This window comes from Mesorhizobium sp. M00.F.Ca.ET.216.01.1.1 (assembly GCF_004010325.2).
Taxonomy (GTDB): Bacteria; Pseudomonadota; Alphaproteobacteria; order Rhizobiales; family Rhizobiaceae; genus Mesorhizobium.
This window is the reverse complement of sequence record NZ_SADR02000019.1, coordinates 34,664-53,414: the sequence shown is the minus strand read 5'-3', so window position 1 is coordinate 53,414 and position 18,751 is coordinate 34,664. Positions and strand designations below refer to the sequence as shown.

The following is an 18,751-nucleotide window of genomic DNA, read 5'->3' as shown; positions in this document are numbered from 1 at the left end:
CGGCCTGCGTTATGGTTCCCCACGAGGTAAAAACCGGGGAGGACCATGGCGCAGGCCGGCACATCATCGTTCAATGAGACCAACTCGTCAGAACTGGTCGCCCAGCGCCTGCTCAGGGCCAAGGCCGGGCCTCTGCCGCAATTCCTGGCCAGCGTCGTCGACCATCTCCACCAGATCGTTCGGGAAACCCGCCCCACCGCTGCTGACTGGCGGCAAGCCATCGCCTTCCTCACCGAAATCGGCCACGCCAGCGATGAGAAGCGGCAGGAATGGGTTTTGCTCTCAGATCTGCTCGGCGTCACCGCGCTCGTCGAGGAGATCAATTCACGCCGCCCGAAGGGTGCGACGCCCAACACCGGGCGCGGGCCGTTCTATCGCGCCGATGCGCCACGGCTGCCGCTCGGCGCCGACATCTGCCTCGACGGCGTCGGTGCGCCGCTGACTGTCTCAGGGCGCGTCGCCGATCTCGACGGCATGCCGATTGCAGGCGCGACGGTCGAAACCTGGCAGGCGAATTCGCAAGGGTTCTACGAGAACCAGCAGCCCGATTTGCAGCCGGAATTCAACCTGCGCGGCGTCTTCACCACGGACCGAGAGGGGCGCTTCCACTACCGCACGGTCAAGCCCGCTGGCTACGGCGTGCCCGACGACGGGCCGGTCGGCCAATTGCTCGGCCGCATCGGCTATCCGCTCAGCCGGCCGGCACATCTGCACTTCCTCATCCGCGCCGACAATTTCGAGACGCTGACAACGCAAGTGTTCGAGCGTGGCGACCCGCGCCTCGATGAGGACGCTCTGTTCGGCGTCAAGCCGGAACTGGTCGGCGACTTCAACCACGTCACTGGGCAAGGCCGCGAAAGCTGGGCGCTCGACTTCGGCTTCGTCATGGTTATGGCCCGCAAGGGGAGCCGGGCGGCATGACGCAAGCCTTCACCTATTCCGGCAGCCCGGCGCATATCGTGTTCGGCAATGGCGCCTCGGCCGATGTCGCAAGCTGGGTCGAAAAACTCGGCTGCAAACGCGCGCTGGTGCTGTCGACGCCGCACCAGGCGGCCGATGGCGAGGCGCTGGCGAAGACGCTTGGAACGCTGGCGGCAGGCACCTTTTCGGGTGCGGCCATGCACACGCCGGTCGAAGTGACCGAAGCGGCGATGGCCAAGGCGAAGGAAGTCGATGCAGACTGTGTCGTCGCGCTCGGTGGCGGCTCGACCACGGGCCTCGGCAAGGCGATCGCCTGGCGCACAGATCTGCAGCAAATCGTCATCCCGACCACCTATGCCGGCTCCGAGGTGACACCTATCCTCGGCCAGACCGAAGGTGGCGTGAAGACCACGCTGCGCGACCCAAAGATCCTGCCGGAAGTGGTGATCTACGATCCGGAGCTGACAGTAGGCTTGCCAGTCGCGATGAGCGTCACCTCCGGCCTCAACGCCATGGCGCACGCGGCCGAGGCGCTTTATGCGCAGGACCGCAATCCAGTGTCGACGCTAATGGCGACCGAAGGGCTGCGCGCGCTGAAGGCCGCGCTGCCTGCTTTGGTGAAGGAGCCGAAGAACCTCGATGCCCGCGGCGACGCGCTTTACGGCGCCTGGCTGTGCGGCACGGTGCTCGGCACCGTCGGCATGGCGCTGCACCACAAGATCTGCCACACGCTGGGCGGTTCCTTCGACATGCCGCATGCCGAGACCCATGCGGTAATGCTGCCGCACACGATCGGCTTCAACGCCGCCGCCGTGCCTGAACTGCTCCAGCCGGTCGCCGACATTTTCGGCGGCAGCGCCGGTGGCGGCCTCCACGATTTCGCCAAATCCATCGACGCGCCGCTGACACTGAGCGAACTCGGCCTCAAGCAGGCAGACCTCGACCGCGCCGCCGGGATCGCCACGCAAAATCCATACTGGAATCCGCGGCCCTTCGACCGCGCCGCAATCCGCGCCCTGTTGCAGGACGCGTGGGAGGGAAGACGCCCGCAGGACTGAAGACGAGCAAAGCTGAAGGTAACAAAGGGAGGAACAGCAATGATCACCAGACGCGAATTCATCAGGAACACCGCCGCGACCGGTGTGCTTGCCGGCACATCGGGCCTCGCCATGCCGGCGATCGCGCAGAATGCGCCGATCAAGCTCGGCTATGTCAGCCCGCAGTCGGGCCCGCTGGCGGCCTTCGCCGAAGCCGACAAGTTCATCATCGATGGTTTCCTTGCCGCCACCAAGGCTGCCGGCCTCAACTATGAGGTCGTGGTCAAGGATAGCCAGTCGAACCCCAACCGCGCGGCGGAAGTCGCCAAGGAACTGATCGTCAACGACAAGGTCAATCTGATGCTTGTCGCCTCGACGCCGGAGACCACCAACCCGGTCGCCACCACTTGCGAGGCCGAGGAGGTGCCATGCTTGTCGACAGTGGCGCCATGGCAACCCTGGTTCATCGGCCAGCAAGGCAATCCCGGCGACCCGGCCTCGTGGAAGCTGTTCAACTACGCCTACCATTTCTTCTGGGGGCTGGAGGACGTCATCGCCGTGTTCACCAACATGTGGGCGCAGGTCGAGACCAACAAAAAGGTTGGCGGCCTGTTCCCCAATGACGGCGACGGCAACGCCTGGGGCGACGGCACGGTGGGCTTCCCTCCGGTGCTGGCCAAGGGCGGTTACGGGCTGACCGACACCGGCCGCTACCAGAATCTGACCGATGATTTTTCGGCGCAGATCAACGCATTCAAGGGCGCCTCCTGCGAGATCATCACCGGCGTGATGATCCCGCCCGACTTCACCACCTTCTGGAACCAGGCCAAGCAGCAGGGTTTTACGCCCAAGGTGGCGTCGATCGGCAAGGCAATCCTGTTCCCGCAGTCGGTCGAGGCGCTTGGCAAATCCGGCCACAATCTGTCGTCGGAAGTCTGGTGGACGCCCAACCATCCGTTCAAGTCGTCGTTGACCGGCGAAAGCTCGGCGCAGGTCGCCGAAGGCTTCACCAAGGCCACCGGCCGGCAGTGGACGCAGCCGATCGGCTTCGTCCATGCGCTGTTCGAAATCGCCGTCGATGTGATGAAACGAGCTGAGGAAGCCGGCGACGGCGACAAGGTGGCGGCGGCAATCGCCGCGACCAAGCTCGACACGCTGGTCGGGCCGATCGCCTGGGACGGTGGCAAGCTGCCGCCCTTTGCCGCCAAAAACGTCGCCAAAACGCCCCTGGTCGGCGGCCAGTGGCGGCTGAAGGACGATGGCGGCTATGATCTCGTCATCACCGACAACAAGACCGCGCCTGACATTCCGACAGGCGGGACGATGGAAACGATAAGCTGAGCTGTTTGAACGAAGGCCGCTCCTCGCCGGTTTGTTTACCGGTGGGGAGTGAACCCGCAACCGCAGTAACTTGACCCATGTCCATCCTCGCACTTTCCAATGTCACGAAACGCTTCGGCGCACTGACGGTCGCCGAAGCGGTTTCGTTCGAGCTGCGGCAGGGCGAAGCGCTCGGCATCATCGGGCCGAACGGCGCCGGCAAGTCGACATTGTTCAACCTGATCACCGGCAACATCGCTGTCGACGCCGGCACTATCCGCTTCGACGGCCAGGACGTGACCCGCCTGCCGCCGATGCAACGCTGCTTTGCCGGCGTCGGCCGCTCCTTCCAGATCCCGCAGCCATTCGAGAAGCTGACCGTGTTCGAGAACCTGCTGGTGGCCGGCGCCTTCGGGGCGCGAAAGACGGAGGCCGAGGTTGGCGACCGGTGCGCCGAAATCCTGCTCGAGACCGGGCTGATCGAGCGCGCCAACCATCCGGCCGGAGGCTTGAGCCTGCTGCAGCGCAAACGGCTGGAGCTGGCACGCGCGCTGGCGACCGAGCCCAAGGTGCTGTTGCTGGACGAGATCGCAGGCGGCCTGACTGAAGGCGAATGCGGCCTGCTGGTGGAAACCATCCGCACGATCCACAAAGGCGGCATGTCGATCATCTGGATCGAGCATGTGCTGCACGCGCTGAACTCGGTGGTCGAGCGGCTGCTGGTGCTCAATTTCGGCAAGATCATCGGTATGGGCACGCCCGACACCGTCATGGCGTCGCGCGAGGTCCGCGAGATCTATCTCGGGATCGAAGTCTGATGGCGCTGCTCGAAACCAAGGGACTGACGGCGAGCTACGGCGACTTCCAGGCGCTATTCGGCGTCGACATTGCGCTCGATCCAGGCGAGACGATCGCCATTATCGGCGCCAACGGCGCCGGCAAGACAACGCTGATGCGTTCGATCGCGGGCATATTGGCCAACCAGCCGAACGCCGTGCTGTTCGACGGCGAGGCGATCGGTGCCCTGCCGGCCCCCGACATCGTCGCGCGCGGCATCGCCATGGTGCCGGAGGGGCGAAAACTGTTTCCCTCGCTCAGCGTCGAGGAGAACCTGCTGATCGGCCGCTATGGCCGCGCCGTTGCCGGGCACTGGAGCCTTCAGACCGTTTACGAGCTGTTCCCGATCCTGAAGGAGCGGCGCGGAAATCCCGGCACCGCGCTGTCCGGTGGCCAGCAGCAGATGGTGGCGATCGGCCGGGCGCTGATGTCCAACCCGCGCGTGCTTTTGTGCGACGAGATCAGCCTTGGCCTGGCGCCGGTCGTCATCAAGGATATCTACGCTGCCTTTCCGCGCATTCGTGCCGCAGGCGCTTCGCTCGTCGTGGTCGAGCAGGACATCGGCCAGGCGCTGAAGGTCTCGGACCGCGTCTACTGCCTGATGGAAGGTCGCATCACGCTCTCGGGCGCACCATCGGATCTGACGCGCGAAAAGATCCACTCCGCCTATTTCGGAGCCGGCGCATGATGTGGATCGACACGATCGTCCAAGGCATTCTGCTGGGCGGCCTCTACGCGCTGTTTGCGGCGGGCTTGAGCCTCGTCTTCGGCATCATGCGGCTGGTCAACTTGGCGCATGGCGATCTCATCGTGCTTGCCGCCTTCCTGATCCTGGTAATGGTCTCGGCGCTCGGGCTCAATCCTTTCGTGGCGGCCCTGGTGGCGATGCCGCTGATGTTCGCCATCGGCTGGGCGCTGCAGTTCTATCTGCTCAACCGAACATTTGGCACCGATATCCTGCCGCCGCTGCTGGTCACCTTCGGCCTGTCGATCGTCATCCAGAACGGCCTGCTCGAAGGCTTTACCGCCGACAGCCGGCGCATCCCGGTCGGCGGGCTCGACTCCGCCTCGGTGGCGCTCGGGCCGATCAATGTCGGCGTCATGCCGCTGTTGACCCTGGCCTCGGCCGTCGCGGTGATTATCGGGCTCAACCAGCTGTTCTACCGCACATCGCTCGGCCGGGCATTCCGCGCCATCTCGGACGATCCGGTCACCGCCGGGCTGATGGGCATTCGGCCGAAGAATATCTTCGCCACAGCGACGGGAATCGCCATGGTGGTGGTGACGATCGCCGCGCTCTATCTCGGCACGCGGGCGAATTTCGATCCGACCATCGGACCGGCGCGGCTGATTTACGCCTTCGAGGCGGTTATCATCGGCGGCCTCGGTTCGCTGTGGGGAACGCTGTTCGGCGGCATCGTCATCGGCGTCGCGCAGACCTTTGGCGCGGCGGTCAATCCGGAATGGCAGATCCTGGCTGGGCATCTGGCGTTTCTGCTCGTGCTTCTGCTCAAGCCGCGCGGCCTGTTCCCGCGTGCTGTGGATTGAGTGCGATGACCGACGCTTCCCTCACACCCTGGAAAGTCGAGACGCGAGCCAAAGCGTCGGCGACGTTCGCCATCGTCGCCGCGCTGATCATCCTGCTTGCTTTCGCCGCGCCGTTGTTCGTCTCGCGCAGCGTACTGCAGGACCTGTTCTTCATCCTGACCATGCTGGTGCTGGCGCAGAACTGGAACCTGCTCGCCGGCTACGCCGGGCTGGTCTCTGTCGGACAGCAGGCCTTTGTCGGCTTTGGCGCCTATGCCATGTTCGCGCTTGTCATCCTCGCCGGGCTCGACCCGCTGGCCGCCATCCTGCTCGCCGGCATCGCCAGCTCCCTGCTCGCGGTCCCCACCGCCTTCTTTCTGTTTCGCCTGCAAGGCGCCTATTTTGCCATCGGCAGTTGGGTCATCGCCGAAGTGGTGCGGCTGGCGCTGGCGCAATTGAAGATGCTGGGCGGCGGCACCGGCACCTCGCTGCCACGGGAGGCAACCCGCGACATGCCGGCGCTGAAGCTGGTTGGCGAGCTGTTCGGCGTCAAATCCTCAGGCGCCGGCGACATACTGACCTACTGGCTGGCGTTGCTCTTGGCCATCGCCACCATCGGCCTCGTCTACCGCCTGCTGCGCTCGAAGCAGGGGCTGGGGCTGGCCGCCGTGCGTGACAACCAGGAAGCGGCGCGCTCGGTCGGCGTCGATGCACGCCGCATGAAAACGCTGGTCTATCTGGCGGCGGCCTTCGGCACCGGGCTCTGCGGCGCTCTGATCTACGTGCAGAAGGCCCGCATCTCGCCGGATGCAGCCTTCTCCGTCGTCGACTGGACGGCCTATGTCATCTTCATCGTTGTCATCGGCGGCATCGGCACCATCGAGGGACCGATCGTCGGCGTCATCGTCTTCTACATCCTGCAGAACCTGCTTGCCGACTACGGGTCCTGGTATCTCCTGATCCTCGGGTTGATCGGTATCGCCATCATGCTCTTTGCGCCGCGCGGTCTGTGGGGCCTGTTTGCAGAGCGCACCGGCATCCAGCTTTTCCCGGTTCGCCGCCGGCTGACCGGTGGAACTGTTACACCAAGCAAAAAGGGAGGGCCGCATGGCTGACATCACCACCGACGTGCTGACCATCGGCACCGGGCCTGCGGGCTCGGCCACCGCTGCGCTGCTTTCGACCTATGGCGTCGAGAACATGGTCATCAATCGCTACCGCTGGCTGGCCTCGACGCCGCGCGCGCACATCACCAACCAGCGCACGATGGAGGTGCTGCGCGACCTCGGCAAGGAGGTAGAGGCCGAGGCCTACATGCACGCCACCGAGCAGGATCTGATGGGTGAGAACGTGTTCTGCACCTCGCTTGCCGGCGAGGAGATCGGCCGCATGCGCAGCTGGGGCAAGCACCCGCTCTCCCGCGCCGAACATCTCTTGTCCTCGCCCTCGCACATGAACGACCTGCCGCAGACCTTCATGGAGCCGCTGCTGTTCAAGACTGCCTGTTCGCGCGGCACGCAGTCGCGGATGTCGACCGAATACCTCTCGCATGTGCAGGACGCCGACGGCGTCACCACCACCTGCCGCGACCGGCTGACCGGCAGGGGCATAACCATCCGCTCGAAGTATCTGGTCGGCGCCGATGGCGGCAATTCGCTTATCGCCGAGCACGCCGGCCTGCCCTTCGAAGGCAAGATGGGTGTCGGTGGCTCGATGAACATCCTGTTTAAGGCCGATCTCTCAAGATACGTCGCCCATCGTCCGTCGGTGCTCTACTGGGTGGTGCAGCCGGGCGCCGATGTCGGCGGCATCGGCATGGGGCTGGTGCGCATGATCCGGCCGTGGAACGAGTGGCTGATCGTCTGGGGCTACGACATCAACCAGCCGGCGCCCAAGGTCGACGACGCCTTCGCCAAAAAGGTGGCGCGCGACCTGGTCGGCGATCCTGAGTTGGAGATCGACATCCAGTCGGTATCGACCTGGACCGTCAACAACATGTACGCCACGGAAATGTCGAAGGGGCGCGTGTTCTGCATGGGCGACGCCACGCATCGCCACCCGCCGTCGAACGGGCTGGGGTCCAACACCTCGATCCAGGACGGCTTCAACCTCGCCTGGAAGCTCGCCCATGTGCTGAAGGGCAAGGCCGGGCCGAGACTGCTCGACAGCTATTCGCAGGAGCGCGCGCCGGTCGCCAAGCAGATCGTCACCCGCGCCAACAAATCGATCGAGGAATTCGGCCCGATCTTCAAGGCGCTCGGCCTGCTCGATTCCATCGACCCGGTGAAGATGCAGTCGAACATGGATGCGCGCTGCGACGACACGGCGGCAGCCGAGGCGCAGCGCGCGAAAATTCGCGAGGCGATCGCCTTCAAGGTCTACGAGTTCGATGCACACGGCGTCGAGATGAACCAGCGCTACAGATCGAACGCCGTCGTTACCGACGGCCAGAAGGAGCCGGCGTTCGAGAAGGATGCCGAATTGCACCACCAGCCGACATCCTGGCCCGGCGCCAGGCTGCCGCACGTCTGGGTGCATTCGGACAAGGGCGACAAGGTCTCCACCCTCGACCTGACCGGGCACGGCAAGTTCACCGTGCTGACCGGCATTGGCGGGCAGGCCTGGCTCGACGCGGCCAAGGCGATCGGCAAGGAACTCGGCATCGACATTGCCGGCCACCTGATTGGCCCGCGCCAGTGCTGGCAGGATTTCTCCGGCGACTGGGCACGAGCCCGCGAGGTGCGCGACAGCGGCGTTCTGCTGGTGCGCCCCGACCAGCATGTCGGCTGGCGCAAGGACGCGATGACCTCGGACCCGGTGGTGGATTTGCAGCGGGCACTGACAGCAATCCTGGACAGGTGAGGATGGACATGAAAGCGCACGAAAAAGGCTTCTTCACCGAAGAGAACTCGGCCGAGGTCGTCACCGGCCGCAACAAGAACGCCCGGGATGAGCGGCTGAAGGCGGTGATGGAAGTCATCACCCGAAAGCTGCACGAGGCGGTCAAGGAGATCGAACCGACGCAGGGCGAGTGGTTCGAGGCGATCCAGTTCCTGACCAGGACCGGGCAGCTGTGCACCGACTGGCGGCAGGAGTTCATCCTGCTGTCGGACGTGCTCGGCGTCTCGATGCTGGTCGACGCCATCAACAACCGCAAACCGTCAGGCGCCTCGGAATCGACGGTGCTGGGGCCATTCCATCTCGCCGACGCGCCGGAACTGCCGATGGGCGCCAACATCTGCCTCGACCACAAGGGCGAGGACATGTTCATCCATGGCCGCATTCTCGACACCGAGGGCAGACCGATCGCCAATGCGGTGCTCGATGTCTGGCAGGCCAATGACGAGGGTTTCTACGACGTGCAGCAGAAGGGCATCCAGCCCGATTTCAACCTGCGCGGCGTGTTCCGCACCGGGGCCGACGGTCGCTACTGGTTCCGGGCGGTGAAGCCGAAATTCTACCCGATCCCGGACGACGGCACCGTCGGCAAGCTGCTCCATAAGCTCGGCCGGCATCCCTACCGTCCGGCGCATCTGCATTACATCCTGAAGGCCGAGGGGTTCGCGACGTTAACCACCCATATCTTCGATCCCGACGACATCTACATCAATTCGGACGCCGTGTTCGGAGTGAAGGAGAGCCTGCTGGCCGAATTCAAGCGCATCGATGATCCAGGCCGCGCGAAGGATTATGAGTTCGCCAATCCTTTCTGGGACGTCGAGCACGATTTCGTGCTGGCCACAGAAGGAGCCTAGTCTTAACAGCACTACTTTGGCACATTTGCGTTCAGTTGGCGGGGTGGCACCAAAGGCCTTCTCTCCGCGCGCTTAGCCGCTGTCCGGGCAGCAGATGGCCCGCCCAGCGCATCCACGACATGGCCGCTCATTAGAGCGCCGAAGCGCTCTCGCCGCCGCATCCGCTACAATAGCTCACCCAGGATGGTCACGCGTCCCCCTTGATGCGAGGCCACGGACAGGCGTCTCGTCTTGATCTGTCCGCAGCTGCAGACCGGTTTCAGCGTTCCCGGCCGCCGGCCCGAATCCGCGGACGCAAAGGTTGGGCCGATGTGATTTCAAGCATCGGCCGCGAGGTGCAGGCGACAGCGGCGAATGTCACCGCCTATTCTTGAAGGTGCGAAGCCTATCTAAAACCTCTCGGCTGGCCAAGTGGAGGTCAAGTGGAGATCAAGTGAAGGTTGAGTGGGGAGGTGGTTGCTCTCGATGCGAGCATCTGCAATGCTGACGTTCGACGCGCAAGTTCGCGTCGCGTGGCGTTCACGCGCCTCAACCCTACCAGCCGCCGGAGCGCATCGGCGGCAGGCCGCGATCGATCAGGTCCATGTCCTCCAGCTCCATCCCGCCCATGCGCTTGAAGGCGACGTCGAGCGCGCCGGCTAGACGAATTCAGCCGAATTCTACGCCTTGATGCGAGCCGAAATGCGTGAAAGGAACTTCCGTGTCAGGTCGACTATATTGAACGGTAGATACGACTTTTTTCTCGCGCACGATCAACTCCGCCGGTGGACGTTCGAAACCTGCCATGCCGCCCGACAAGATGATAGGATCTGCGCATCTGTAAGCTGCGGGTGACAGCATTCATCAAAATAATTCTTGACCGAGATCAAGGCTTCTGACCGCCTGATCGGCAGACTGATTGCAAACGCCCAAGGGAGAATTGAATGAGCGGAGAACCGCTGCGGCCCGGTAGGCTAACGGTCTGGTTTGAAGAAATCGGACGCGGTGATGTCGGGCGTGTCGGTGGCAAGAACGCTTCGCTCGGCGAGATGGTGCAGGCTCTGGCGCCAAGAGGCATTCGTGTCCCGCCTGGTTTTGCGACGACGGCTGACGCTTATTGGGACTTCATGCAAGCGAACCGGCTGAAGGAGCGTATCCAAGAGTTGCTCGGCGAATTGGTCGCAGGCAAGGCGGCTCTTGCCGAGACCGGTGAAGCGATTCGAGAATTGTTTCTGCATGGTGATTGGCCCGCGGAAACCGCGACCGCGATCACGACCGCTTATCGCGAGCTTTGCCAGCGCACTGGAAAGGCAGAGGTCGACGTTGCCGTCCGCTCGAGCGCGACCGCCGAGGACCTGCCCGACGCCAGCTTTGCCGGACAGCAGGAGACCTTCTTGAACATTCGCGGTGACAAGGCGCTGTTGGTGGCATGCCGCCGCTGCTATGCTTCGCTCTTTACCGATCGAGCCATCAGCTATCGCCAGGCAAAAGGCTTCGACCACATGAGCGTCGCCCTTTCAATCGGCGTGCAACAGATGGTCCGTTCGGATCTTGGCGGGTCGGGCGTCATGTTCTCGATCGACACCGAAACCGGCTTCAGGGATGTCGTTGTGATCGACGCCGCCTGGGGACTGGGCGAAAACGTCGTCCAAGGCGCCGTCGATCCGGACGAATATCAGGTCTTCAAGCCCCTGCTCTCCGCTCCCGCTCTCGCACCCATCATCGGCAAGAAGTGCGGCGGCAAGGCGCAGAAGATGATCTACGCCGCCGGCGACAAGCCAACCAGCAACGTGCCGACCTCGAAGATCGAGCGCATGGCTTTCGTGCTTGAGGATCGGGATATCCTGGCGCTAGCGCGGTGGGCCACTGCGATCGAGGCCCACTACGGCTGCCCGATGGACATGGAATGGGCAAAGGACGGTGAGACGGGCGAGACCTTCATCGTCCAGGCACGGCCGGAGACGGTCCAGTCACGTCGCGAAGCGGCAGCGTTCAGGTCTTACACAATCACCCGAAAGGGCAGAAAGCTCATCACGGGCCTTGCCATCGGCGATGCGGTCGTCGCAGGCCGCGTTTGCCTGATCGAAAATGCCCGCGATATCGCCAACTTCGTCGACGGCGCAATCCTCGTCACCGGGACCACCGATCCGGACTGGGTGCCGATCATGAGGCGGGCAGCGGCGATCGTCACCGATCACGGCGGGCGCACATCGCATGCTGCCATCGTCAGTCGCGAACTCGGCCTGCCAGCAATCGTCGGCACCGGCAATGCGACCGAAGTGCTGCATGGCGAGCAGGTGGTGACGGTGTCGTGCGCCGAAGGCGACCAGGGATTTGTCTATGAAGGGACCGCCGACTTCGAAACGGAAATGGTCGACATGACCAACCTTCCGCAAACGCGCACAGAAATTATGCTCAACCTGGCAAATCCGGCCGCCGCGCTGCACTGGTGGCGTCTTCCTGCCGACGGCGTCGGTCTCGCGCGCATGGAGTTCGTGGTGAGTAACCACATCCGCGTCCATCCGATGGCACTGGTGCACTTCAGCCAGCTCAAGGACGAGGCAGCCAAGCGCGAGATCGCGGAATTGACAGCCGGCTATGCGGACAAGACGGAGTATTTTGTCGACCGGCTGGCGCGCGGGCTGGCACGCATTGCGGCGGCGCTTCACCCGAAGCCCGTCATTGTGCGCATGAGCGATTTCAAGACCAATGAATATGCCGGGCTGATCGGTGGCGCCCAGTTCGAGCCAGAAGAGGAAAACCCGATGATCGGGTTCCGAGGCGCAGCCCGCTACTACTCCCCGCGTTACCGAGAAGGCTTCGCACTCGAGTGCCGAGCCATCCGCCGGCTGCGGAACGAAATGGGTTTCCGCAACGTCATCGTAATGATCCCGTTTTGCCGGTCGACGCATGAGGCCGACCTGGTGCTCGAAGTCATGGCCGAGAACGAGTTGAAGCGCGGCCAAGACGGATTGGAAGTCTTCGTCATGTGCGAAATCCCGTCAAACGTCATTCTTGCGGCGGAATTCGCAAAACGCTTCGACGGCTTCTCGATCGGCTCGAACGACCTTACGCAGCTTACTCTCGGCGTCGACCGGGACTCCGCCGAGCTCGCGGGCCTCTTCGACGAACAGGACGCCGCGGTCAAATGGATGATCTCAAACGTCATCAGTGCAGCCCGCAAGTCTGGCGCCAAGATTGGCCTCTGCGGGCAAGCGCCAAGCGATCATCCCGAATTCGCAACATTCCTCGTCGAGTGCGGTATCGACTCGATCTCGGTCAGTCCCGACAGCTTCATCGCGGTGAAGCGGAAGGTCGCCACGGCGGAAGCGGCAACGAAAAGCGGTGGGAGAAGAAACCATGAAAGCCAGTGACATCATGACCATGGGAGCGACGACGGTCCGTCCCGACACCACCATCGAGCATGCGGCGCGTGTCATGCTTGCGCACCACATCAGCGGCCTGCCGGTCGTCAACGCACAAGGAAAGCTGCTGGGCATTGTTACCGAGCGCGACCTGTTGCGCCGGGAGGAGATCGGGACCGAGCGTCACCGTCCACGATGGCTCGAAGTCTGGCTGAGTGCGGGACGGCTGGCACAGGAATATGCGCAGGAGCACGGGCGGAAGGTCGAACACGTCATGAGCCGCGAGGTCGCGAGCGTCGGACCGGATACGCCCGTCCGCGAGATCGTCGACCTGATGGAAGAGCGCGGCATCAAGCGGTTGCCCGTCGTCAGCAACGGCAAAGTGATCGGCGTCGTGAGCCGCTCCAACCTGTTATTGGCGCTGTCGCGACGTGCAGGTGAAATCCCTTCATCGGTCGTCAGCGACTTGGCAATCCGCAAGAGCATTATGGACGAAATCGAAAGCAAGGCTTGGACACCTGGCGCCACGATCGACATCGTCGTTCGTGACGGTATCGTCGAACTGAACGGAACGGTCACGGATGAAAACGTGCGTGAAGCAGTACGTGTGGCAGCTGAAAATACGCCGGGCACCGTTCGGGTAGTGGACAACCTCCGTGTTGTCACTTTACCTACAGGCCACATATAGGCGTCTGTCGGGTGCGCCGCCACGAGCGATGCGCTGGCGTTTGACACAGCGAATGGAGACTATCTGAGCATCATTCCAGGACCGAAGTCGCCCGAGCGCCCCATGCCCATGCCCATCATCGGCAAGACGATCTCGTCGGCTGCTTTCTTCTGCTCGTCGCTCAGTGTTGCGTACAGTTTTTCGACCGCAGCCCTGACCAATTTCACCTGTTCGAGGCGCGCTTCGAGATGGGTCTGCTGATAGGCAAGCCGCTCTGGCAAGGGCTTCTTCAGGAAGTCACCCTCGTGGAATTCCTTGATCATGCCACGCATCAATTCGTTATGTGCCTCGGCCGTGCTGCGGACGACGGCAGCAAGCTCATGCCAAGACGATGCCTGTTCGGCGGTAATCTTTAGTTCGGTCTTCAGAAAGGCGAGCCGTCCGTCAATTCGATCGAGCATCTCGTCCGAATCATAACCGCCCATCGGCCCGCCCACGCCCCATTGGCCCATTATCATTCGGCCCATGCCCCACCGGGGCCACCAGCCGGCGTCGCCATCTTCAGATCCGGCCATGACAGGCGTTGCCGCCACGACCACCATAAATCCCGCTGCTAAAGTTCTGCGCCAGGTGAGCATAGGATTCTCCATTCAGACGGTTTGCCTCGTGTGCTCACAAATCACGCGATTGCGGGGGGTAGCATTGACCTGCGTCAAAGCAGCCGGGACTGCTCCAATGTTGGGAGTAATATTTTCGGAGGTATGCCGTCGACCGGTTCATTCTGTATGCCAATATCGCTTATCTTGAGGATCTGCTTGCACGCGAGACCGATCCGGCACGGCGGCGTATCATCGAAGGCTTGTTGGCCCTGGAACGGATGCGGTGAGTTGGTTCTATCGCCAGCCTCGACAAGTGCTGCAGGCACCCTGGAAGCCCTCAGCGCGGACTGGCGCGCTGAGGGCTATCATCAAGCGGCCAATCATGCGCCCTTGACGGGGATCTTCTTCTCGGCCTTCTGAGCTTCGGCGGTCTTGGGCAGCCTCACCGTCAGCACACCCTTCGCGAAACTCGCCTCGATCTTGTCGGCGTCAACGCCCCCGGGCAACTGGAACGAACGCTGGAAGGAGCCATAGCGACGCTCAGACAGGTAATAGTCCTTGTCCTTCTCTTCCTTCTCTTCGGTCTTTTCGCCCTTGATCGTCAGCGTGCGGTTGGCGAGTTTGATCTCGACGTTCTTTTCGTCGATGCCGGGCAGTTCGGCCGTGATTTCATACTCCTTGCCCTTTTCGACAAGATCCATCGCCGGCGCGACCGGCCAATCCGCGTGGCGCAGCGTTGGCAGTTCACGGCCGAATATGGAGCGGGTCGATGGCAGGCGAAAATCGAACGGATGGAAGTCGTCGAACAGACGGTCGATTTCACGACGCAGGCTTTCGAACGGAGTGGTCCAGTTGGCGGCTGGCGCCGGCGCAGTGCTCTTCTCTGTTTTGACGGGCAGTTTTGTGGCAGCTTCGGCCATGGGTCTTCTCCTCGGAATTGAGTTGATCGACAGGTACCGCCCCCTCCGCCTTCCACCTTTAGGTCTCCCAAGAGGCGCTAGAGCTGGAGGTCAGCGGACCCGCTTGCCAAGTGTCGTCGCCGAACTGGTCCATTGCTTCGCGAATCCGCGGTTTTGCCACGGTCCATCGCGCCCGCGTCGCCAAATTCGGCTCAGCCCGACAAGAACTGCATCAAAGCCTTTGCAGAGAGCAGGCTCATTGATTGACATCAATGGCGACAGAAAATGTTTTCCGCTGGAGCGGTGGAGATGCGCGATCATCAAGGGATGTGCAACGGCGATCATCTCCGTGCAAAACGCAATCCGTCAGCAAGCGTAGGGCGCTGCGATGGCTAAAGGTGCTCGGCCTCATACTCGGCGCAGGAGTAGCCGAGTGTTGAAAGACCGTCGGCGAGATGGTCTGCGAGCAGGGGTGTCCCACAAAGATAGTCGGCCGTATGCTCATTGTGCGCGTCAGCCGCTTCCAGACGGACACTTTGCCATTCGTCGGCGGAATGATCGTCGCGGCCCAACCACATCAGGGCCACCAGGTCGATCTGTGCGTCGGCGGAAAGATCGGAAATCAGCGACTGCAGTTCTTCAAGGACCGGATCGTCGTCATGATCCTCAAGGATCGCGGCGGAATGATCATCGGACGGATTGGACGCGGGGCTGGATTCGGTAACCGGATCCTTGGCATCGAATTCGCGCGCCTTGATGATGATGAAGCATACGGTTTCGAGCGGAACTTCGAGTTCCGTTTCGCCGTCGCCAATTCTGCTCGCTCTTTCCATCATACCGGTTCCTTCAGTTGCTTTTCGTCTTCCCGCCCCCGGACGACGCGTCTGCCTGCCATCGGCCCACGTGTTTCGGTGACGACTGTGCAGCGCCCTTCCGGCTGACCCTCGGCCTGGAAATAGATCACGACCCAGCCGCGCGTCTTCGCCAGTTCGTGCGCCAGCCTGGTGTTCGAAAAGAACGCGCTGAAATGCCAGTTGTCGTGTCGCGCATGCAGGACCGGTAGCCACGCTTCGCCCTTCGGATTGAAGCGTCTCGGTGCAATCTTGCGCAGCTCGCCGGACGCTGCTTTCTCGCGATACATGCGATCGACATCGAGCAGCATCGACACCGGCGGCAGAGGCTGCGGTTGGTATGTCGTTCTCAAGCGAGCCCTGCCGAGCCGCTCGGCAAGGGTCGCCCCCAGCATCTCCTTGCGCCTGTGGCCAATTCCCTTGATATGAAGGTCACCACTGTGGAGTGCGTTTTCGAGGTCTTCGAGGCTCTCGAGCTGTGCGTCCTCGGCGAGGCGGTGCACGTATTGTGGCCCGATGCCGGGGATCGACCGAAACAACGCCTCCGGCTCCATCTCGCCGCGCAACCTTTCCAATTGGGACCAGCGCCCGGTCGCGATCATCTCGGCAATCGCGCCGGCTATGCCTGTTCCGATTGCCGGAAGGGCAACAAGACCGTCTCTACCCTCCTTTGCCAGGATTTCGCCCAAGGGCTGCTGCAGCCTGGCGACCACATCCGCCGCCGATCTGTAAGCCCGGGCGCGAAAGCCGTCCGCGCCCTGGCTGTCGAGGAGATCGGCAAAATCGCGGAGTTTTGCTGCCACCACGATGTTCTCGGGGAGTGGTTTCATAGCCAATGTCGTCATTGGCTTGACGCGGGAGTCCGGCGTCATGGTCTGAAGCTCCGGCATGGCACCCAGCGCAGGAGGTCAAGATTGTCGATTGGTGCTCCTAACACCATTCGACGGCCCGCATCCTTGATGCGCATCAATCCATCCGTGCCCGAAACTGGATAACAGGAAGCATGCGTTTCTTCGCACTCAAAGGTTCTGAAGAACTCGGCGCAGCGGCAGCACGGGCGCTCGCAATCGAACTTGACCCGCATGAGGAGAGGGATTTCGAGGATGGGGAGCATAAGGCGCGCCCGCTCGTCAGCGTGCGTGGAGAGGACGTCTATGTCCTGCACAGTCTTGCCGGAAGTGCAGGCGCGTCCGCCAACGACAAACTGTGCAAACTGCTGTTCTTCCTGGCGACGTGCAAGGAGAACGGGGCCAATCGGGTAACGGCGGTGGTCCCCTATCTCGCCTATGCCCGTAAGGACCGGCAGACCAAGGCGCGCGACCCCGTCACCATGCGTTATGTCGCACAACTCTTCGAGGCAGTTGGCACCGACCGGATTGTCACGCTCGTCGTCCACAATTTCGCGGCGTTCCAAAACGCCTTTCGGTGCGAGAGCATCCATCTCGACTCGCGAAAGCTCTTTGCTCCGCTGATTGGCAAATTGGCGGGCGATCTGCCGGTGACCATCTTTTCACCCGATGGCGGCGGCGTGAAGCGCGCGCAATTGCTCAAGGAGGCTCTGGAAGCGGAAACCGGGATGGAAATCGGATTCGGCTTCATGGAGAAGCGTCGCAGCCGAAACGTAGTCTCCGGAGAGCTGTTTGCCGGCGACGTCGGCGACGCTGCCGTTTTCATTGTCGATGATCTGATCGGCACGGGTGGCACAATGCTGCGCGCAGCACTTGCCTGTCGTGAACGCGGCGCCAGGACCGTTCATGCGATCGCGACGCACGGACTGTTTGGCAAGGGTGCCAATGTGCTGTTCGGCAGCCAGGCGATAGACCGCATCATCGTCACAGACAGCGTGCCCTCTGCGGCGCTTGTCAAAGCTGATTGCCCGGCAGCGCGCCTGGATATTCAACCGATCGGTCCCCTGATAGGCGAGGCGATCAGGCGTCTCCACACACAGGGGTCAATCTCCGAACTGATCGGGATCGAAGACTGAACGTCTCTCGCTCCGCCTGCTTGATGTAGCGGATCGCCAGCGGACGCCATTTTTCAGGATGACGAACTGGCGCCTCAAGGAGATGTGCAACGCAAAGACGGGCCCTCAGCAACGCCCGGTAGCCGCCATAGAATGCCAGCAAATTGCCATCGGGACGGTTCGGTAATCGGCTTTCCAAGGCCTGAATCAACAGCGGCCGGATCCATGGCGCGCCAAGCATTTCGCATTCCAGGCCGAGATAGTTGATCTCATCATAGGGATCGACGATGCGCATCGACCGGTTGAACTCGAGGCAGTCGATGATCTGGAGCGGCTGGCAAAGGCAGATGTGTTCAGGTCGCAGGTCGCCATGGCCTTCGACGATCGCGCCGAGGCGAATTCGTGCTTCGATCCGGGGCCTCAATCGCTGTAGCAGACCGTCCACTATGTCCAGCGGGCCGGAAGCGATGTCGCACATTGCGAATTCGGGCCTGAGCAGGATGGCGCGGTTGATCCGCTGCTCTCCTGTCAGGTGACGCAGATATGCGCCGCCACCTGCAGTTTCAGTCTGGCGTTGCGCATAGAAGGTCACCAGCGTTTTGCCGACATTGTTGATCTCGGCCGTTGTCAGGCGACCACTGCCGATGCGCTCGTCCATCATGTCGCTTTGCGGCAGGCGCTTCATTTCGACCAGCCAGTCGACGACTCGCCCGCTCCCGTCGAGGGCAAAATGGCCCGATGCGTCGTGGCAAAGAGGAATGACCCGTCGATAGGTTTCGGCGGCAAGGCGAGCGTTCAGTCGCAATTCCTCGTCGCAGTAGAAGTGCCGCTTTCCGATCGAGCTGAAGTCCAGGAACGCATGCCTGACCGGCTTCTTGAGCTTGTAGACCAACTCGTCGGTGAGGAAGACCCAGGACATATGCGTCTCGCGGGCTTGCACATGCGTGGTGCCACGACCGTACGTCGCCGGATCGCTCAGAAAGCGAACCTTCGCCGCAAGGTCTGCAATTTGCTGCTGTCTCGCCATTTGC

At 62.4% G+C, this 18,751-nt stretch carries 18 protein-coding genes; 13 read left to right on the top strand and 5 right to left on the bottom strand.

What is annotated here, in order from left to right:
• Window positions 1-45 precede the first annotated feature (45 nt).
• The 12 genes from EN859_RS23120 to EN859_RS23070 all read left to right on the top strand — a co-directional run bounded on the left by EN859_RS23120 (window position 46) and on the right by EN859_RS23070 (window position 13,429).
• Window positions 46-921: a dioxygenase gene (locus tag EN859_RS23120; RefSeq protein ID WP_127855062.1), complete on the top strand. Its 876-nt coding sequence runs from the start codon at window positions 46-48 to the stop codon at window positions 919-921.
• Complete coding sequence (locus EN859_RS23115; RefSeq protein WP_127855063.1) at window positions 918-1,979, top strand: maleylacetate reductase; 1,062 nt, start codon at window positions 918-920, stop codon at window positions 1,977-1,979. Before EN859_RS23120 ends, EN859_RS23115 begins: the two co-directional genes overlap by 4 nt.
• Before the next feature lie 39 nt (window positions 1,980-2,018).
• Complete coding sequence (locus EN859_RS23110) at window positions 2,019-3,299, top strand: ABC transporter substrate-binding protein (protein WP_127855064.1); 1,281 nt, start codon at window positions 2,019-2,021, stop codon at window positions 3,297-3,299.
• A gap of 77 nt (window positions 3,300-3,376) precedes the next feature.
• A complete protein-coding gene (locus tag EN859_RS23105) occupies window positions 3,377-4,096 on the top strand; it encodes an ABC transporter ATP-binding protein (protein ID WP_127855065.1) in 720 nt (239 codons plus the stop codon).
• On the top strand, window positions 4,096-4,803 hold the full coding sequence (locus EN859_RS23100; RefSeq protein ID WP_127855066.1) for an ABC transporter ATP-binding protein: 708 nt from the start codon (window positions 4,096-4,098) through the stop codon (window positions 4,801-4,803). Before EN859_RS23105 ends, EN859_RS23100 begins: the two co-directional genes overlap by 1 nt.
• On the top strand, window positions 4,800-5,663 hold the full coding sequence (locus tag EN859_RS23095) for a branched-chain amino acid ABC transporter permease (protein WP_127855067.1): 864 nt from the start codon (window positions 4,800-4,802) through the stop codon (window positions 5,661-5,663). Before EN859_RS23100 ends, EN859_RS23095 begins: the two co-directional genes overlap by 4 nt.
• 5 nt (window positions 5,664-5,668) lie before the next feature.
• On the top strand, window positions 5,669-6,757 hold the full coding sequence (locus tag EN859_RS23090; RefSeq protein ID WP_127855068.1) for a branched-chain amino acid ABC transporter permease: 1,089 nt from the start codon (window positions 5,669-5,671) through the stop codon (window positions 6,755-6,757).
• Window positions 6,750-8,504: an FAD-dependent monooxygenase gene (locus EN859_RS23085; RefSeq protein WP_127855069.1), complete on the top strand. Its 1,755-nt coding sequence runs from the start codon at window positions 6,750-6,752 to the stop codon at window positions 8,502-8,504. The genes EN859_RS23090 and EN859_RS23085 overlap by 8 nt, the downstream gene beginning before the upstream one ends.
• An 8-nt stretch (window positions 8,505-8,512) precedes the next feature.
• Window positions 8,513-9,397, top strand: a complete 885-nt coding sequence (locus tag EN859_RS23080; RefSeq protein ID WP_127855070.1) for an intradiol ring-cleavage dioxygenase — start codon at window positions 8,513-8,515, stop codon at window positions 9,395-9,397.
• A 480-nt stretch (window positions 9,398-9,877) separates the two neighbouring features.
• Entirely contained in the window at window positions 9,878-10,039 is a 162-nt protein-coding gene (locus EN859_RS38265; RefSeq protein WP_189502179.1) for a hypothetical protein, read from the top strand.
• A gap of 281 nt (window positions 10,040-10,320) precedes the next feature.
• The gene (gene ppsA / locus EN859_RS23075; RefSeq protein ID WP_127855071.1) at window positions 10,321-12,750 is read left to right on the top strand and encodes a phosphoenolpyruvate synthase; all 2,430 of its coding nucleotides are present in this window, start codon (window positions 10,321-10,323) and stop codon (window positions 12,748-12,750) included.
• Window positions 12,737-13,429: a CBS domain-containing protein gene (locus EN859_RS23070; protein ID WP_127855072.1), complete on the top strand. Its 693-nt coding sequence runs from the start codon at window positions 12,737-12,739 to the stop codon at window positions 13,427-13,429. Before ppsA ends, EN859_RS23070 begins: the two co-directional genes overlap by 14 nt.
• 59 nt (window positions 13,430-13,488) lie before the next feature.
• Here the strand turns inward: EN859_RS23070 and EN859_RS23065 are convergent, their stop codons facing one another.
• The 4 genes from EN859_RS23065 to EN859_RS23050 all read right to left on the bottom strand — a co-directional run bounded on the left by EN859_RS23065 (window position 13,489) and on the right by EN859_RS23050 (window position 16,629).
• Window positions 13,489-14,046: a Spy/CpxP family protein refolding chaperone gene (locus EN859_RS23065; RefSeq protein WP_245525666.1), complete on the bottom strand. Its 558-nt coding sequence runs from the start codon at window positions 14,044-14,046 to the stop codon at window positions 13,489-13,491.
• Window positions 14,047-14,387: 341 nt separating this feature from the next.
• Window positions 14,388-14,927: an Hsp20/alpha crystallin family protein gene (locus EN859_RS23060; RefSeq protein WP_127855073.1), complete on the bottom strand. Its 540-nt coding sequence runs from the start codon at window positions 14,925-14,927 to the stop codon at window positions 14,388-14,390.
• A 371-nt stretch (window positions 14,928-15,298) separates the two neighbouring features.
• Window positions 15,299-15,739: a DUF3775 domain-containing protein gene (locus tag EN859_RS23055; protein ID WP_127855115.1), complete on the bottom strand. Its 441-nt coding sequence runs from the start codon at window positions 15,737-15,739 to the stop codon at window positions 15,299-15,301.
• Window positions 15,739-16,629 (bottom strand): DNA-binding protein, encoded by an 891-nt coding sequence (locus EN859_RS23050; RefSeq protein ID WP_127855074.1) that lies wholly within the window; start codon window positions 16,627-16,629, stop codon window positions 15,739-15,741. The genes EN859_RS23055 and EN859_RS23050 overlap by 1 nt, the downstream gene beginning before the upstream one ends.
• Before the next feature lie 131 nt (window positions 16,630-16,760).
• On the opposite strand from EN859_RS23050, the gene prs reads away from it, so the two are divergent.
• Window positions 16,761-17,741: a ribose-phosphate diphosphokinase gene (gene prs / locus EN859_RS23045; RefSeq protein WP_127855075.1), complete on the top strand. Its 981-nt coding sequence runs from the start codon at window positions 16,761-16,763 to the stop codon at window positions 17,739-17,741.
• On the opposite strand, the gene EN859_RS23040 is transcribed toward prs, so the two are convergent.
• Window positions 17,686-18,747 (bottom strand): hypothetical protein, encoded by a 1,062-nt coding sequence (locus EN859_RS23040; protein WP_245525676.1) that lies wholly within the window; start codon window positions 18,745-18,747, stop codon window positions 17,686-17,688. The two genes, prs and EN859_RS23040, sit on opposite strands and share 56 nt — an antisense overlap.
• Window positions 18,748-18,751 lie beyond the last annotated feature (4 nt).

Excerpts from the sequence above, each read along its gene's own strand:
- EN859_RS23120 (WP_127855062.1), top strand. The coding sequence starts at position 46 with ATGGCGCAGGCCGGCACATCATCGTTCAATGAGACCAACTCGTCAGAA.
- EN859_RS23115 (WP_127855063.1), top strand. The coding sequence starts at position 918 with ATGACGCAAGCCTTCACCTATTCCGGCAGCCCGGCGCATATCGTGTTC.
- EN859_RS23110 (WP_127855064.1), top strand. The coding sequence starts at position 2,019 with ATGATCACCAGACGCGAATTCATCAGGAACACCGCCGCGACCGGTGTG.
- EN859_RS23105 (WP_127855065.1), top strand. The coding sequence starts at position 3,377 with ATGTCCATCCTCGCACTTTCCAATGTCACGAAACGCTTCGGCGCACTG.
- EN859_RS23100 (WP_127855066.1), top strand. The coding sequence starts at position 4,096 with ATGGCGCTGCTCGAAACCAAGGGACTGACGGCGAGCTACGGCGACTTC.
- EN859_RS23095 (WP_127855067.1), top strand. The coding sequence starts at position 4,800 with ATGATGTGGATCGACACGATCGTCCAAGGCATTCTGCTGGGCGGCCTC.
- EN859_RS23090 (WP_127855068.1), top strand. The coding sequence starts at position 5,669 with ATGACCGACGCTTCCCTCACACCCTGGAAAGTCGAGACGCGAGCCAAA.
- EN859_RS23085 (WP_127855069.1), top strand. The coding sequence starts at position 6,750 with ATGGCTGACATCACCACCGACGTGCTGACCATCGGCACCGGGCCTGCG.
- EN859_RS23080 (WP_127855070.1), top strand. The coding sequence starts at position 8,513 with ATGAAAGCGCACGAAAAAGGCTTCTTCACCGAAGAGAACTCGGCCGAG.
- EN859_RS38265 (WP_189502179.1), top strand. The coding sequence starts at position 9,878 with ATGCTGACGTTCGACGCGCAAGTTCGCGTCGCGTGGCGTTCACGCGCC.
- ppsA (WP_127855071.1), top strand. The coding sequence starts at position 10,321 with ATGAGCGGAGAACCGCTGCGGCCCGGTAGGCTAACGGTCTGGTTTGAA.
- EN859_RS23070 (WP_127855072.1), top strand. The coding sequence starts at position 12,737 with ATGAAAGCCAGTGACATCATGACCATGGGAGCGACGACGGTCCGTCCC.
- EN859_RS23065 (WP_245525666.1), bottom strand. The coding sequence starts at position 14,046 with ATGCTCACCTGGCGCAGAACTTTAGCAGCGGGATTTATGGTGGTCGTG.
- EN859_RS23060 (WP_127855073.1), bottom strand. The coding sequence starts at position 14,927 with ATGGCCGAAGCTGCCACAAAACTGCCCGTCAAAACAGAGAAGAGCACT.
- EN859_RS23055 (WP_127855115.1), bottom strand. The coding sequence starts at position 15,739 with ATGGAAAGAGCGAGCAGAATTGGCGACGGCGAAACGGAACTCGAAGTT.
- EN859_RS23050 (WP_127855074.1), bottom strand. The coding sequence starts at position 16,629 with ATGACGCCGGACTCCCGCGTCAAGCCAATGACGACATTGGCTATGAAA.
- prs (WP_127855075.1), top strand. The coding sequence starts at position 16,761 with ATGCGTTTCTTCGCACTCAAAGGTTCTGAAGAACTCGGCGCAGCGGCA.
- EN859_RS23040 (WP_245525676.1), bottom strand. The coding sequence starts at position 18,747 with ATGGCGAGACAGCAGCAAATTGCAGACCTTGCGGCGAAGGTTCGCTTT.